The sequence below is a fragment of the Consotaella salsifontis genome (assembly GCF_900167365.1).
Classification (GTDB): domain Bacteria; phylum Pseudomonadota; class Alphaproteobacteria; order Rhizobiales; family Rhizobiaceae; genus Consotaella; species Consotaella salsifontis.
The window spans coordinates 354029-369665 of the sequence record NZ_FUXL01000001.1 but is presented as its reverse complement, the minus strand read 5'-3'; the positions used below and the strand labels follow the sequence as shown (position 1 = coordinate 369665).

The 15637-nt window shown below is 62.9% G+C and carries 10 protein-coding genes; 4 read left to right on the top strand and 6 right to left on the bottom strand.

Annotated features, from left to right (window positions below; all coding sequences use genetic code 11):
• Positions 1-86: 86 nt before the first annotated feature.
• Positions 87-1283 carry a cysteine desulfurase family protein gene (locus B5D38_RS01680; protein ID WP_078706625.1) on the bottom strand — a complete coding sequence of 399 codons (1197 nt, stop codon included), beginning with the start codon at positions 1281-1283 and terminating at the stop codon, positions 87-89.
• Positions 1284-1476: 193 nt separating this feature from the next.
• Between B5D38_RS01680 and B5D38_RS01675 the strand changes: the two genes are divergently transcribed.
• Positions 1477-2151, top strand: coding sequence for an alpha/beta hydrolase (locus tag B5D38_RS01675; RefSeq protein ID WP_078706624.1), 675 nt, complete (start codon positions 1477-1479; stop codon positions 2149-2151).
• A 10-nt stretch (positions 2152-2161) separates the two neighbouring features.
• Here the strand turns inward: B5D38_RS01675 and B5D38_RS01670 are convergent, their stop codons facing one another.
• On the bottom strand, positions 2162-3292 hold the full coding sequence (locus B5D38_RS01670) for an anhydro-N-acetylmuramic acid kinase (RefSeq protein ID WP_280949357.1): 1131 nt from the start codon (positions 3290-3292) through the stop codon (positions 2162-2164).
• A gap of 105 nt (positions 3293-3397) precedes the next feature.
• Here B5D38_RS01670 and tyrS point away from each other — a divergent pair, with 105 nt between their 5' ends.
• Positions 3398-4651: a tyrosine--tRNA ligase gene (gene tyrS / locus B5D38_RS01665; RefSeq protein WP_078706623.1), complete on the top strand. Its 1254-nt coding sequence runs from the start codon at positions 3398-3400 to the stop codon at positions 4649-4651.
• A gap of 18 nt (positions 4652-4669) precedes the next feature.
• Here the strand turns inward: tyrS and B5D38_RS01660 are convergent, their stop codons facing one another.
• Positions 4670-7942, bottom strand: a complete 3273-nt coding sequence (locus B5D38_RS01660; protein WP_165690755.1) for an AsmA family protein — start codon at positions 7940-7942, stop codon at positions 4670-4672.
• 337 nt (positions 7943-8279) lie between these two features.
• Between B5D38_RS01660 and B5D38_RS01655 the strand changes: the two genes are divergently transcribed.
• Positions 8280-8759 (top strand): peroxiredoxin, encoded by a 480-nt coding sequence (locus B5D38_RS01655; RefSeq protein ID WP_078706621.1) that lies wholly within the window; start codon positions 8280-8282, stop codon positions 8757-8759.
• Positions 8760-8879: 120 nt separating this feature from the next.
• A complete protein-coding gene (locus tag B5D38_RS01650; protein ID WP_078706620.1) occupies positions 8880-10196 on the top strand; it encodes a M23 family metallopeptidase in 1317 nt (438 codons plus the stop codon).
• Positions 10197-10242: 46 nt separating this feature from the next.
• On the opposite strand, the gene prfB is transcribed toward B5D38_RS01650, so the two are convergent.
• From prfB to B5D38_RS01630, 3 genes are all read right to left on the bottom strand, one after another.
• A protein-coding gene (gene prfB, locus B5D38_RS01645) for a peptide chain release factor 2 (protein WP_116002544.1) occupies positions 10243-11371 on the bottom strand; the annotation gives its coding sequence in 2 pieces (ribosomal slippage) (positions 10243-11304 and positions 11306-11371; 1128 coding nt in all).
• A 122-nt stretch (positions 11372-11493) separates the two neighbouring features.
• Positions 11494-13947 (bottom strand): penicillin-binding protein 1A, encoded by a 2454-nt coding sequence (locus tag B5D38_RS01635; protein WP_078706617.1) that lies wholly within the window; start codon positions 13945-13947, stop codon positions 11494-11496.
• A gap of 285 nt (positions 13948-14232) precedes the next feature.
• Entirely contained in the window at positions 14233-15471 is a 1239-nt protein-coding gene (locus tag B5D38_RS01630; protein ID WP_245318715.1) for an N-acetylmuramoyl-L-alanine amidase, read from the bottom strand.
• Positions 15472-15637: the final 166 nt, after the last annotated feature.

Below are 15637 nucleotides of genomic sequence, written 5' to 3'. Positions count from 1 at the left end.
AGGGCGATCAGCTCCCGGCTTCATTTGGGGCCTGACACTCCAGAAATGAAGGCATTCGGAGCGCCGTCTCCCTTATTATTTCCTCTTCAGGCTGCGGCGCGACCCGAAGACTTGCCTTGTGCGGCGCGCAACAGAAGAGGTTCGAGAGCAGTCACGAGCGCATCGATGTCGCTCGTCCGCGTCTCATAGCCTAGGCTGACGCGAAGCGCACCCATTCTTGCATCCACCGGGCAACCCGCCGCACACAGCGCCTCCAGGACGTGGCTCGCCCCCACCTTTCCCGACGAGCAGGCCGAGCCGGACGACACCGCGATGCCGGCAAGATCAAGCGCGATCTGCGCTGTTTCCGCCTGGACCTTCCTGCATGAAACGGCGCTGGTATTGGCAAGACGAGGAGCAGCTTTTCCAACGATAGTGATGTTCTCCGCGAAACGCTGAAGAAGCGCGTCCTCCAGATGGTCACGCAGCTCCGCCAGAGCCGGCGCTTGGGAAACACGTTCGGCTGCGACGAGCGCCGCGGCGCCGAAGCTGGCGATGACCGGCACAGCCTCCGTTCCCGAGCGTCGATACTTTTCCTGCCCACCCCCCGTGATCAACGGCTCAGGCCGGCACGTCGCCTCCCGCAGCACGAAGGCCCCGGTTCCCTTGGCAGCGCCAATCTTGTGACCCGAGAGGATCACGGCATCGGCACCTGCATTCTTGAGGTCGATCGGCAGGCGGCCGGCCACCTGGACAGCATCCGCCACCAGAAGCGCACCGGCTGCCCGGCAGCTCTCGGCAATTTCGGCGAGCGGCTGAAGAACGCCTGTCTCGCTGTTGGCCCAGGAGATTGCGACCATCGATTTGGGGCCGTCGGGGACCTGCGACAGCCATGCCTCCAGCGCATTGAGCCGAAGGACACCGTTGGCATCGACGGGTAGCCTCGTACACGCCTCAGCCTGAAACCGCCCGCCCTCACGAATGGAGGGATGATCGGTCTCGACCACCGCGAGGCGATCGATGAGAACTTCCGCTCCGTTGACGATCCAACGAGGCGAAAGGCAGGTGACGGCGGCTTCCGTGGCACCGCTGGTGAAGGTCACGGCGTCGGGTTTGGCGCCGACGAGTAAAGCCACCGCGCGGCGAGCCTTGTCGATGATGCCGCGCGCGGTTTGCCCCTCACGATGGACCGAGGACGGGTTACCGAAATGGTCGAGCGCGTCCAGCAAGGCCGCCCGCGCTTCCGGCAGCAACGGGGTTGCGGCGTTATGGTCGAGGTAGATACGGGCGCCCGCAGCCGACATCGGCAAGCCTGCTCCATCTGGTTCGAGTGCTTAAATTTCTTGAATTGCCCGTTCGTCATACACTAGATAGCGGCAATCGTGGAAGCGTGAAGCTTTGAATCGTTCTAATCATCAGAGATGAGCGGACCAAGGAGCGCGTGTCCTTCGCCAAGATGTGCTAGCATTGCGGCCGCCTTCTCAAGGAATTCAGTCCATGCCCGAAGTGATCTTCAACGGACCGGCCGGCCGCCTCGAGGGCCGCTATCAGCCGGCCAAGCAAAAGAACGCTCCAATCGCGATCGTTCTTCATCCGCATCCGCGCTTCGGCGGCACGATGAACAACCAGATCGTTTACCAGCTGTTCTACATGTTCGTGGAGCGTGGTTTCACGACGCTGCGCTTCAACTTCCGGGGCATCGGCCGCAGCCAGGGCGAGTTCGACCATGGCGCCGGCGAGCTCTCGGATGCTGCGGCCGCGCTGGACTGGGTGCAGACGCTTCATCCCGACTCGAAGCAGTGCTGGGTCGCCGGCTATTCCTTCGGTGCCTGGATCGGCATGCAGCTTCTGATGCGCCGGCCGGAGATCGAGGGCTTTCTGTCCATCGCGCCGCAGCCGAACTCCTACGACTTTTCCTTCCTCGCGCCCTGCCCGTCTTCGGGCCTGATCATCCATGGCGACAAGGATCGCGTCGCGCCGCCCAAGGATGTGCAGACGCTGGTCGAGAAGCTGAAGGCGCAAAAGGGCATCGTCATCACGCAGAAGACGATCGAGGGAGCGAACCACTTCTTCTCGGAGCATACCGAGACGTTGCTGGAGGAGTGCGCCGACTATCTCGACCGGCGCATCGCCGGAGAGCTTTCGGACCCGCGCCCCAAGCGCCTGAAGTAGTCGCTCGCTCTCAAGGCCGGTTGAGGACACCGCCGCTGGTCGGCGCACGGCAACCGGTTGTGGTCGGCCAGGTCAGCGGGAGGCCGCGCGCCGACCTCACCGCCAGATACGCCCAGGCCTCCGCCTCGATCGCATCTCCAGAGAGGCCGGAGGCCTCCGCCGGCACGACGCGGGCGCCGAAGACTGCCGCGCCTTCCGTAAGATCAGCCATGATCAGCGGATGATGCCGCCCACCCCCGCAGATCACCCAAAGTTTCGGCTCCTCTGGAAAAAGCGAGCGGGCCATCAGAATCGATCGGGCGGTGACGGAACACAGCGTTCGCGCGACGTCCGCCGTCGTTCCGCTGCCCGCTGCCGGCGGCTGAAAATCGGCGCGATCCAATGACTTCGGCGCGGGGCGTGAAATGAAGGGTGAGGCGAGATAGGATTTCGCGAGCCCATCAATGATCTTGCCGGAAGCGGCAATGCGGCCGCCGTCGTCGAAGGAGCGCCCCGTCTCGCGAAGGACCCATTGATCGAGCAGGTTGTTGCCGGGCCCGGTGTCGCAGGCGATAGGGTCGCCGGCGCCGACATAGGTCACGTTGGAGATGCCTCCGATATTGACGAAGACGACGGGGCCTGACGCAGCAAGTTCTTCCTTCAGGTTGGCCGCAAGTGCAACGTGGTAGGCGGGAGCGAGAGGCGCGCCCTCTCCGCCCGCGGCCATGTCGGCGGCGCGCATGTCATGGACGACCGGCACGCCCAGCGCATCGGCAAGCCGCTTGCCGTCGCCGAGCTGGACCGTCAGGCCGCGTTCCGGCCTGTGCAAGACGGTCTGTCCATGGAAACCCACGAGGTCGATGCTGTTTTTCCCGATCGAAAACCGGGACAGGAAAGCGCGAATGGCCTCGGCGTGGCGGTCCGTGATCTCGGCTTCCAGGGCCGCCAGATCGCCAGGGCGCTCGGCTCTCGATCCTATGGACTTCGCCGTTTCCATTGCCGAAGCGAGGCGCGTGCGGAACGCGTCGTCATAGGCAATGCCGAGGCTTGGTCCATGAACGAGCGCGCGTTCACCATCCGTTTCCAGCAAGGCCACGTCGATGCCGTCCATTGAAGTTCCGCTCATCAGGCCAATGGCGCGTTTGACGTTCGATCCGGTCAATTCCGTCCCTTCCGCACTGGAAAAACAGGCGAATGCTGCTAAACCGCCTGCCGATGGCGCGTATCCGTCGACGGGAGCGCCGCCCTCCCATGAGGATCAGCAATCATGTCCGGCTTCAAGTCCGAGTTTCTTCAGACGCTCTCCGAACGCGGCTTCATCCACCAGACCTCGAACGATCAGGGGCTGGACGAGCTTTTTGCTACGACGACGGTGACCGGCTATATCGGCTTCGATGCGACGGCCAAGAGCCTTCATGCCGGCTCGCTGATCCAGATCATGATGCTGCACTGGATGCAGAAGACCGGCCACCGCCCCATCGCCCTGATGGGCGGAGGCACGTCGATGATCGGCGATCCCTCGTTCAAGGACGAGGCGCGCAAGCTTCTGACGGTCAACGATATCGCGGCCAATCTCGAGGGCATCCGCCGCGTCTTCTCCCGCTACCTCTCCTTTGGCGACGGGCCGAAGGACGCGGTCATGGCGAACAACGCGGATTGGCTGCTCGGGCTCAACTACGTCGAGTTCCTGCGTGACGTCGGCCGGCACTTTTCCGTCAACCGGATGCTCTCCTTCGATTCGGTCAAGCTGCGGCTCGACCGCGAGCAGTCGCTGTCGTTCCTCGAATTCAACTACATGATCCTCCAGGCATACGACTTCGTCGAGCTTTACCGGCGAACCGGCTGCCGTTTGCAAATGGGCGGGTCCGATCAGTGGGGCAACATCGTCAACGGCATCGACCTCGGCCGCCGGATGGAGGACGTGGAGCTCTTCTGCCTGACGTCGCCGCTCCTCACCACCTCTTCGGGCGCCAAGATGGGCAAGACAGCGAACGGCGCCGTCTGGCTCAACGCCGAAATGCTGAGCCCGTATGATTTCTGGCAGTACTGGCGCAACACCGAGGATGCTGATGTCGGCCGCTTCCTCAAGCTCTACACGACGCTGCCCATGGCCGAGATCGCCAAGCTCGAAGCGCTCGGCGGCTCGGAGATCAACGAGGCCAAGAAGATCCTCGCCACGGAAATCACCGCCCTGCTGCACGGTCGCGAAGCCGCTGAGGCTTCGGCCGAGACGGCGCGCAAGACCTTCGAGGAGGGAACCCTGTCGGAGAACCTCCCGACGGTCGAGATCGCGGCCGGAGACCTTCAATCCGGCGTCGGGCTTCTCGCCTTGCTGGTCAAGGCAGGTCTGGCCGGCTCCAACGGCGAAGCGCGGCGCCATGTCCAGGGCGGCGCCGTGCGTCTCAATGACGATCAGGTCAGCGACGAGCGCATGATCGTCGACGCAAGCCGATTGACCGGGGACGGCATCATCAAGCTTTCGCTCGGCAAGAAGCGCCACGTTCTGGTGAAGCCCGTCTGACGAGGGACACCGAGCGCCTTAGTACTCGAAAATCCGGCGGAAGATGCCGGGGGCGATGACCGAGATCGGGTTGATCGACAGGTCCGGCGAGGCAAAGGCGCCGGACAGACGATAGGTGATGCCAATCAAGCCGCCCTCATTGCCGTTTCCGAGGATCTGTCCAAAGAAGGGTATGGCACCGAACACGCGGTTGATGCCATAGGCCGGCATGAACGACCCCGCGATGTCGATCCGGCCCTTCTCGTCGTGAAGCGTTCCCGAAAAGCTGGAGCCAAATACGGGGCCGCGCACGATCCCGTCGTCCACCATCACGCGGCCCGCGCCGTAGGTGATGTTGGCTGACGCCTGATCGAAAAATGCTTCCGCCGTTGGAATGTCCCGACCAAGAGCCGCCGCAAGGCTCTTTTCGCCCTCGCTGGGCGGCGTCGAAACGAGGCTCGACAAGCGGGGTTCGTCGACGAGCGTGAAGTTCCTCAATTCCACGCGGCCGCGGTAGCCGCCTCGCCTGGAGCCGACCAGCGAAAAGGAGCCCTGCCCGCCTCTCATTCGGTTATAGAGCCCCGAGAACGAGAGCAGAGCACCGGTATCCTGGCTCGTCACCGTCATGGACTGGGCGCCGCCGCGCGGCGAGACATCGACCGTAACCTTGCCTCCCTCCGCCGTCCGGGCCACGGCAGACAGTGCGGCGATCTCCTGACTGCTTCCCGCATAATTCATGGCCAGCCCGAAGAGATTGAGGCCATTGAACCCCGTCACCTGATCGATGGACACCTCGATATCGAGCTGATCGTTGTCATCACTCTTCCGCTTCGCCTTGTCCGACAGGTCGGACGAAAGATCCTCGCGGATGTCCTTGAGCAGCGAGCGCGCATCGAAGCGCTTGCCTCCGACGCGAATCGTAAGCCCGTTGCTCACTCGCTCAAGCCTCAGCGTGATCTCATCATCCTGATTGAGCGCGATGCGGTCGAACATCCCCGCACGGAGTCCCTTGTCGTCGATCGTCATGGAGCCATGCAGTTCGAATCCGGCTCCCTTGAGAGCGAAGCGATCAAGCTTGTGCGTTTCCCCTTCACCGACCAGATCGAACGTTACAGAGGCGTCGATGCCGCGCCCCTTTTTCCAACCGACCCATGGTAGGCCGAGTTCGGTCTCCTTGAGATCGAGAGCCACATGGTCGACGGCAGCCTCGTGAACGATTGATCCCGTGACTGGACCGTTCGCGATGGGTGAAAGGCCCGGAAGAGCCCGCTCCACATCCTCGGCAGAAAGAAGCAGTCCAATGGTCAGGCGCTCGGCCACCTCGCTTGACCGTCCCACCGGACGCACGATCGAATACGTCACCGGCAGATCGCCGAGTTTGCCGGATAGTTCCGCAGTGATCCGATCCGGCAGGACTGTTCCCGTGCCGACGAGGCCGCTGATCCGGTTGCCTTCGATCGGCTTGGCGAAGTCCACGCCGTGCAGATCGAGCGCGGCCTTCCAATCGACGAGCCGATCCTTATTGTCTATCCCCTGCCCGAGCAGGAAAGTCACGGCGACCTTTGTGCCAGCTTCCCCGGCAACATCGGCGGGCGTGAAGTCGAGTTGGTCGAGTGCATTGACCGGCTCGCGATCCGCGATCGTCAGAAGGTCTCGGGCGTCACCGTGCAGCCCAAGCTGCAGATCCGCCCGCGTCGAACGGTCGGGTTCCTTGGTGAAAAGGATGCTGGAGGGTTCGACAGTAACCTTGGGGAATTCGGCGAGAGCGGCCTTGTCAACCGACACGACCGTCGTAGCCCCTTTCAGATGTATCGCGCCGCTGACGTCCGTAAACGCTGGCATCTCACCGAGTGTGCTGAAAGCGGCGCCAGCGACCTCAGCATCAAGAGTGAGCTCATCGTCGCCGGGATCGTTTTCCGGATCCAGCGCTGTGGCAAGGCTCCGTTTCGTGAATTCGAGCGCGATCGTTGCGCGGGGGACGCCGCCGTCGTCGGCGAAATGGTCCAGAATCCAGCTTCTCGTACTACTGGAGATGAGGAACGGCCAAAAGGCCTTGACCGAACGCGTCGATAGGTCCCGCCCCTCGAACACCGCACGCACCGGCCCGTCGGCGCGGCCGAACCGCGCTTCTCCGGTGGCCATCAGCGTGCCCTTTGATGGCCTCAGCTCGAAGCGATCGAGCAGGAGTTCGCTGCGGCTGAGATCAAGCCGCGCATCGATGGCAAGGTCCGCCTTCTCGGGCTCGCTCCCCTGCTGTCCTACGGTCGAGGTCAAGTCGCGCGTCTTCAGGTGGATGTCGAACGCTCTCGGCGGGCCGCCCTCGGCGGGCGCTGCCTGGGGAACGACTTCTCCCACGAGATTCAGCGAGACCGCGTCGAAGGCCATGGGCGAGTCGGCGATGACGACCTTCTCGTCGCCCTCGGTATAGGAGAGCCCAAGCCTCACGCGCTCGATGCCTGTGCGGGCCTTGCCGATCTGAAGTGTGCCCGCACCGAGCGTCGCCGATGCCGACAGCCGGTACGGATCGCCTTCCGCAGAACGATCAAGCGAGGCCGCAATCGCCAGGGAGGCATCGCTTGCGAGCGGTCTGCGATCGTCAGGCTCCGTGCTCGGCGGCGCGATTTTGGCCAGACCGAGCGGACCGACGGCGAGGTCCATGTGACGGAGCGCGCCACCCGAATTGCTCCTGTCCAGACGGCCGGACAACGGGACAGCTATTCCGTCCACCTGCGCCACCCCGGCGAGGCGCAGAACGCCCGCAGGATTTCTCTCGATCGAAAGACGGTCTATTCGCGCCGAGGGAAGTTTGCTGCCGATTCTGTCCAGCCCGCTGAGTTCGACAGCCTCCAGCGAAACATTTTTGAGGCCCAGCCTGTCGACCACGCCCGTCTGGCGTTCCAGGGTCGCCACCAACCCGTCGGCGATGTCTGGCAGGGATACGGGAGAAGCTGCTTCGGACGAGGCCAAGGTACCGGGCGTCGCCTCCCCCGTTTGCGGCGTTGGAGGTGCTTTGTTCGGCGTTAACGCGGCGATGTCGATCATCGCGTCCCGGATATCGAGAGTTTCTATGGCGAGATCGGCCGTCAGGAGCGGCCAGATCTTGAGCGCGATGGCGAGGCCGCCGATTCGCACGGGCGGGTTCGCCGCGTCCGCTGCGCCGACCTCCACCGTGGACCATGAGATGAGAAGATTGCCGTGCTCGCCAACCCCGACATGCTGATCATCGAGATCGACAGTGTAATCGGGACCGAGAAGACCGGCCACCAACGCCTCCGTCCGGTCGGCGATCAATCGTTGGCCGGTCTCCGTCATAAGACCAAACCCGACCGCCAACACGACAATCAGAATGAACGACGCCAAGGCCGCCATCGCGAACGCGGCGAATCGAACGGGATGTTGGAGGCGTGATCGGCTCATTTGCCGCAGCAAAATCCGGTGTCAGCCGCGCGCCGCAGCCGGGCGCGTTCATCCTTCTCCGTTACGACCATCATCGTCGACCAACTCCAGCGGGCTTGGCGGCCACCTCCAAAGCGCCCCTCGAGATGGACCTTTTGTCCACGCTGTGCGAGCAAGCGATAGGCGCAGGCGCGACGGTCGTTCTGTCCGTCGCGGCACTCTTTCACGATGTTTTCGCCGAAAGGAAGGCATGATGGCAACGTTGGCTGTGGGTGAACAATGTCCCGACTTTTCCCTCCCGGACGATGCCGGGCAGACCAGATCACTGGCAGAGTTCTCAGGCCGGCCATTCGTCCTCTATTTCTACCCCAAGGATGACACATCCGGTTGCACGGCCGAGGCGCTTCAGTTCACGGCTCTGGCTGCGGATTTTGCCGCGATAGGCGTCCCGGTGCTTGGCGTCTCGCCTGATTCGGTCAAGAAACATTGCCGCTTCAGGGATAAGCACTCGCTGGCTGTCAGTCTGCTGTCCGACGAGGACAAGAGTCTTATCGCGGCCTTCGGCGTCTGGGTCGAGAAGAGCATGTACGGGCGCAAATACATGGGCGTCGAGCGCACCACCGCGCTGATCGGCAAGGACGGCCGCATCGCGCGCCTTTGGCCCAAGGTCAGCGTTCCCGGACACGGCGCCGAGGTCCTTGAGGCCGCTCGCGAGCTTGCCACCAGCGCCTGAACCTTGCGCGGCGATACCGTCGGAGCCGTCGAGCAAGCTTTTGTTAACCCTAACAAGTTCTAATCATCGCAAGGAGAAGCTCAGACGTGGCGCGCGTCTTGTAACCGGTTGGGAAGAGCGATGTCGGCAGCCCTCAACACCACACTCGGACTGGCGAGGCAGCCTCACACCGTGATCATTCGTGGCGAGGGAGCGGTCCGGCAGTTCACGGTCCGCCCTTGGGCGGCAGCGCTGGCGGGCGGCGTTGCCGCCCTTCTCGTTCTTGGAACTGCGTTATCGACCGCATCATTTCTGTTCGGCAGCAACTTCACATCCGGCTCGCCCGATCAGACGCAGATCACCCAAAGCTATGAGGAGCGCATCGCCTCTCTGCGCGAGCAACTCGACCGTGTCACCAGTCGCCAGATGATTGACCGTGAGACGCTAAAGACGAAGGTGGACACGCTTCTTGATCAGCAGAATCAGCTTTCTGCGAGATACGAGCGCCTGACGCCGCTATTCAGGAAGGCACGGGCGGTCGGCCTCATCTCCGGCGGCGTCCCCATCCCTACGCCCCGCCCCGTCGATCTTGAGAAAGTCGCGGCGCTGCCCGCCCCGAATGACCCGCCTCTGATGGCCTATGCGGGCAATGCCGCGAGTGACCGCCTTTCGCGCTTCTCGCTCATCGACCGGACGCAGAAGGAGCGGCCGAGCATTGCGGCAGGCGACGCCTCGGATGGCGCGCGAGAAGGACTGACGACCGTCACCGGCGAAGACTTCATCCTGCGCATCGGAAGCTCGATCGAGGATGTGGAGCGAGAACAGATCGATCAGATTCGCGATCTTGCAGCCAATGCGCGACGGACAGCGGAAGGGATCACCTCAGCCCTCGAAGCTGGCGGGATCGAAGTTCCCAGTGACCAGGGCAAGCCGAATACCGGTGGTCCATTCATCCCGGCACCAGCGAACGCTTTCGACAACATGTTCGGCGAGCTCGACTCGGCGCTCGACGAGTTGGAAGCCCTGAAGCTGATGACGAACCGGATTCCTCTGCGCACGCCGGTCGCCTTTACCTACGTAAGCAGTCCATTCGGCGTTCGAGGCGACCCCTTCCTCGGCCGGAAAGCAATGCATGAGGGCATCGATTTCGTCGCTCCCAGCGGCACAGAGGTAAAGGCAGCAGCCCACGGCAAGGTCGTCCACGCGGGGCCGACCTCCGGCTACGGAAACATGATCGAGATCGACCATGGCGACGGCTTCTCGACGCGCTATGCGCATCTTTCGAGCATCTCGGTTTCCGTCGGCGAGGATGTCGAGGCTGGAGATTCGATCGGCGCGGTGGGCTCGACCGGACGATCGACAGGGCCGCATCTCCATTACGAGGTGCGCGACAACGGAAGAGCGGTCAATCCCAACCGATTCCTCGCGGCCGGGCGGCAGATCAACTCCCTGTCCTAGGAGGCGGGAGAAAGCCCGCGCAGTGGTCGCCGCGCGGGCCTTTACGTCAGTCGATATCGGCAACCTCTAGCTCACCGCCATGAACGCGGTGCGCCAGCGCCGCCTCCATGAACTCGTCAAGGTCGCCATCAAGCACGTCCTGCGGCGCCGTACTTTCGACCCCGGTCCGAAGATCCTTCACCAACTGATAGGGCTGGAGGACGTAGGAGCGGATCTGATGGCCCCAGCCGATATCGCTCTTAGTGGCTTCCTGAGCGCTCGCGGCCTCTTCGCGCTTCTTCAGCTCTTCCTCGTAAAGCCGCGCCCGTAGCATCGACCAAGCGGTCGCACGGTTCTTGTGCTGAGAGCGCTCGGCCTGGCACTGCACAACGATGCCGCTTGGCAGATGCGTGATGCGCACAGCCGAGTCCGTCGTGTTGACGTGCTGACCGCCAGCGCCGGAAGAACGATAGGTGTCGATGCGGCAGTCCGATTCGTTGACCTGAATCTCGATTGAATCATCAACCACCGGATAGACCCAGACCGACGCGAACGAGGTGTGCCGTCGCGCATTGCTGTCGTAGGGCGAGATGCGCACCAGCCGGTGAACGCCGGATTCGGTCTTCATCCAGCCGTAGGCATTCGGCCCCTTGAGCAGAATGGTCGCGGACTTGATGCCTGCCTCTTCACCGGGATTTTCTTCCAGAAGCTCGACCTTCATGCCTGCGCGCTCGGCCCAGCGCATGTACATGCGCAGGAGCATCGAGGCCCAGTCCTGGCTTTCCGTGCCGCCCGCGCCCGAGTGGATTTCCACGTAGGTGTCGTTGCCGTCGGCTTCGCCCGAAAGCAGCGTCTCCACTTGGCGTTTGGCGAGATCGCCATGGATATGGCGAATGACGGCCTCCGCCTCGGTGATGACATCCTTGTCACCCTCGGCTTCGCCCATCTCGATCAGATCGATGCTGTCGGCGAGGTCCTGTTCAAGCTTGCGGATCGTGGTGATCGCGCTCTCGAGGCTCTGGCGCTCGCGCATCATTTTTTGCGCTTCGGCAGGGTCGTTCCAGATGGAAGCGTCCTCGGCCTTGGCGTTCAGTTCTTCCAGTCGTTTAAGTGAGACATCCCAGTCAAAGATGCCTCCTCAGCAGGGCGAATCCCTGCTTGATTTCGTCGACGAGCGACTCGATCTCGGCGCGCATGCCGCAACCTCTTGGATTGAAAGGAAACTCGGTTCGGGCCGCGAACATAGGGATACGCCGGCGCCCTGTAAAGGAAGCCGGCGCGCCTTCGGAACGTTCTCGCAGACGTCGCGTCAGGCGGCTCAGAAAAGGCCGCCTGCCCCCTGGCTGATCGCCTGCTGAGCCTCTGGCGAGATTTCCGCCGTAAAGCCCGAGCCCATCTCGCTGTTGCCGATGACCTGATAGCTGTCGGACGGCCCCGTTCCCGGCTTGAACGCCTCGAGAACGGTGGACGGATCGCCAGGAGCGGCCGCCATGCCCGTCTTGCGGTCCACCGGGAGCACGATCATCCCCTGTGGCATCTGGAAGTCCGCGACCGGCTGGCCCTTGATCGCATCCTTCATGAAATCGAGAAAGACCGGCGCCGCCAGGCCACCCCCGGTTTCACCATGTCCCATCGGCGTCGGCTGGTCATAGCCGATGAACACGCCACACACGAGGTTCGGCGTGAAGCCCATGAACCAGGCGTCCTTTTCCTCATTGGTCGTGCCGGTCTTTCCGGCGACGGGGACCCCCAACTTATTCACGACACCGCCCGTGCCATGCTGGATGACGCCCTCCATCATCGAGGTGATCTGGTAGGCTGTCATTGGATCGAGCACCTGATCGCGATCGTCGATCAGCTCTGGCTCGTCCTGCCCTTCCCAGCTTGCGGCCTGGCATCCGGGGCACTGGCGGTTGTCATGCTTGTAGATGGTCTTGCCGTAGCGGTCCTGGATGCGGTCGATCAGTGAAGGCTCGATGGATCGCCCACGATTCGCGATCACCGCGTAGGCGGAGGCAAGCCGAAGGACGGTCGTCTCGCCCGCGCCAAGCGCCATCGGAAGATAGGGTGCCAGGTGGTCGTAGATGCCGAAGCGTTCGGCATACTGGGCCACGAGGTCCATACCCATGTCCTGGGCAAGGCGCACCGTCATCAGGTTGCGGCTCTTCTCGATGCCGACGCGCAACGTCGAAGGGCCGGCGTACTCGCCGCCGTAGTTCTTCGGCTCCCACACGCCACCTGTTCCATTTGGGATCGAGATGGGCGCGTCGAGGATCACAGAGGCAGGCGTATAGCCATTATCGAGCGCCGTCGCGTAGACGAAGGGCTTGAAGGACGAACCCGGCTGCCGGTAGGCCTGGGTGGCGCGGTTGAACTCCGACTGGGAGAAGGAAAATCCGCCCGACATGGCGAGAACGCGGCCGGTATGGGGGTCCATCGCTACGAGGGCACCTTGGATCTTCGGCGCTTGGCGCAAACGATAGCCGCTCTTGTCGGCCTTTTCCTCGACGAAGACCACGTCGCCGCGCGACACGACCTCGTCGGCCCGCCGCACCGACTTGCGCTTGCCGTCCACGTTGAGCCGCAAGGCCCACTTCATATCGGCCAGCGGCAGCTCGATCACCTTTCGCTCCGGCTCCAGCTGGCCGGACACGTCCCTGTCCGGCTTGAGGCCGAGGCTCAACTTGTTGGCGTCCGCATCGAGAACGACAGCGGGCTGCCACTCCGGAACATCCGAAAGACCCTGCACCTTGCCCAGCGCCTCGCCCCAATCGACGCCCACGTCGATCGTCGTCAGGGGACCACGGAAGCCGCGCGCCTCATCGAATTCCAGAAGGGCGTGCTGCAGCGCCTTTCTCGCCTCGACCTGGAGCGTCGGATCGAGAGTGGTGCGCACCGAAAGACCGCCCTCATAGAGCGCCTTCACGCCGTACCGGTCAATGAGCTCGCGGCGAACCTCCTCGGAGAAATAGTCGGCGGCGAAGAGATAGCCGCCCGTCCGGCGAGGATTGATCCCCAGCGGCTTGGCGATCGCCTCCTTGGCTTCCTCGGCGGTGATGAAACCGTCTTCGGCCATCTGCCCGATCACCCAGTTGCGCCGCTCCATCGCGCGGTCCGGGTGATTGAACGGATGATAGTTGTTGGGTGCCTTGGGAAGAGCCGCGAGGAAGGCCGCCTCCTCGATCGTCAGCTCGTTCACCGACTTGTCGAAATAGGCGAGCGAGGCGGCCGCCACGCCATACGACCCGAAGCCGAGGAAAATCTCGTTGAGATAAAGCTCGAGGATGCGATCCTTGGAATAGGCGCGCTCGATGCGAAGCGAGAGCACAGCCTCCTTGATCTTGCGATCGATCGTGCGATCGGCGGTCAGGAGAAAGTTCTTCGCCACCTGCTGCGTGATGGTCGACGCACCAACCATGCGCCGGTCGGTGCCAAAATTCTGGAGGTTGGTGACCACCGCGCGCGCCAGCCCATAAATATCGAGGCCTGGATGGGAGTAGAAGCTCTTGTCCTCGGCTGCCAGGAAAGCATTCTTCACGCGGTCGGGAATCGCCTGAATGGGCAGGAACAGGCGCCGCTCCTTCGCGTATTCGGCCATGAGAGATCCGTCGCCCGCATGGACGCGGGTCGTCACCGGCGGCTCGTAATCAGCCAGGACTTCATAGTCCGGCAGCTGCGCCGTCAGACTATTGACATACCAGGCAACGCCCGCGGCAACGATAAGCGCGAAGATCGTTCCGATGCCGAAGATATAGCCGATCAGCCTGATCATGAACTCTCCACCTCAGTGACGACCGACGCCGGTCCTCATTGCTCCGCCTGCGCGCAAGCGACACTGCCGCGCTTTTTCGGCGCTCAGCGCGCGACAACCGGCGCACGACGGCGCCTCCGCCAAGCGAAAGCGACAGCTTATAGATGTCGCTGTGTTCCAGGAATACGGCAACCGAATGTTAATCCATTCGAATCGGCAAGTGCTTCACGACAGGTGTGGCACACCGGCAACACGCTCGATAGCGCTGCGATAGACCATTGTGCGTTCAGCGACAACGCCTGCCGCTCACTGACCCAGACCTGAGAACGCGTTTCGGTGCCGCAGAAAATCCAGTGTTGCCGCAGCGATCGCACTGGCCGTTGAACCCTGCCAGTCCGAAGACGTCAGCAGCTTCTCGTCCTCGTCGTTGGAGAGATATCCCAGCTCCACCAGCACCGACGGAACGTCCGGCGCCTTCAGTACGCGGAAGCCGGCCGAGCGCTTGGGGTTGTTGATCAGCCGCACGTCATGGCTTTCCAGCGTGTCGACCAGGATGCCGGCGTACTGCTCCGAGAAGGCTTCGGTTTCACGGCGCGTCAGATCGAGAAGGATGTCAAAGACCTCGGGCTGATCGGCCTGCCACTCCGGCCCGGCAAAGCGATCCGCCGCGTTCTCGCTGGCCGCGATCTGCCGCGCGAGAGCATCCGATGCTCTGGTGGAAAGCGTGTAGACGGTGGCGCCGCGAAGGTCCGGATACCGAATGGAATCCGCGTGGACAGATATGAAGAGGTCGGCACCCTGCTTCCGGGCGAATTCCGCGCGCTCGCCGAGGGGTAGATAAACGTCCGTGTCGCGCGTCAGCACCGGATTGATCGCGCCGGTCTTTTCCATCGCATCGCGCAGCACCTTGGAGAACTGGAGATTGATGGTCTTCTCTAGCGTCTTGCCCCCGTCGGCGATTGCGCCGGTGTCGATGCCGCCATGGCCTGGATCAATCACCACGGTGAACGCCGCAGCGCCCGCCGCCGATGCGGCGCCAGCAGTCGCCACGGCAGCCGACGGGCGCACTGTCTGGCTGGCGAAGGCCGCGGCAAACGACTGCTCGGTGGTCGGTTTCAGCGTCAGCGTCAGACCTGACTTGTCAGGCGTCGGCTTCAACTCGGCGCTGGCGGGCTGAGACAGATAAAAGAGGAAACGATAGCGATCCGGCGGCACCAGGCCCTGACGGAGGCCGCTGACCAGTGCATTTGGAGGGACTTCGCCCTCCCTGGCGGCCGAAAGCGCTCCTGGAAAGTCGATTGCGACGCGGTCCGGATGCCGCAGCAACAGAAGATGTGCCTTGGCTTCGCCCTTTATTTCGAAGGTGCCGGTTAGTTGTTCCGGCGACGTCGCAACGGAAAGCGAGGTAATGATCGTCGGCTCGTCCGCATAGGCAGGAAGACTGGCGGCTGCCGCACCGCACAGGGCAAGGAAAACGCTGATGATCATGGAGAGGAGGACACCCTTTAGGGCGCGTCCGCATATCGAGATGGTGCGCTCGTTCATGCCGTCATGTCGTTTTGGACAGGTCCTTCCGCGCTTATTCCAGCCCGCTCGCGGAAGGGCAAGGGCGGCCCGATCATTCGCCAGTCGCGCCATGCCTCTGCTTTGGTCTTGTTTATTGGCTTGTCACATCATAAAAGCGAAAGTGAGGCTGAAGCGTTTCTATGAG

What these genes read in the sequence shown, in the direction of transcription:
- B5D38_RS01635 (WP_078706617.1), bottom strand. Translation starts at nt 13,947, where the DNA reads ATGATCAGGCTGATCGGCTATATCTTCGGCATCGGAACGATCTTCGCG.
- B5D38_RS01675 (WP_078706624.1), top strand. Translation starts at nt 1,477, where the DNA reads ATGCCCGAAGTGATCTTCAACGGACCGGCCGGCCGCCTCGAGGGCCGC.
- B5D38_RS01655 (WP_078706621.1), top strand. Translation starts at nt 8,280, where the DNA reads ATGGCAACGTTGGCTGTGGGTGAACAATGTCCCGACTTTTCCCTCCCG.
- B5D38_RS01650 (WP_078706620.1), top strand. Translation starts at nt 8,880, where the DNA reads ATGTCGGCAGCCCTCAACACCACACTCGGACTGGCGAGGCAGCCTCAC.
- tyrS (WP_078706623.1), top strand. Translation starts at nt 3,398, where the DNA reads ATGTCCGGCTTCAAGTCCGAGTTTCTTCAGACGCTCTCCGAACGCGGC.
- B5D38_RS01660 (WP_165690755.1), bottom strand. Translation starts at nt 7,942, where the DNA reads ATGACGGAGACCGGCCAACGATTGATCGCCGACCGGACGGAGGCGTTG.
- B5D38_RS01630 (WP_245318715.1), bottom strand. Translation starts at nt 15,471, where the DNA reads ATGAACGAGCGCACCATCTCGATATGCGGACGCGCCCTAAAGGGTGTC.
- B5D38_RS01680 (WP_078706625.1), bottom strand. Translation starts at nt 1,283, where the DNA reads ATGTCGGCTGCGGGCGCCCGTATCTACCTCGACCATAACGCCGCAACC.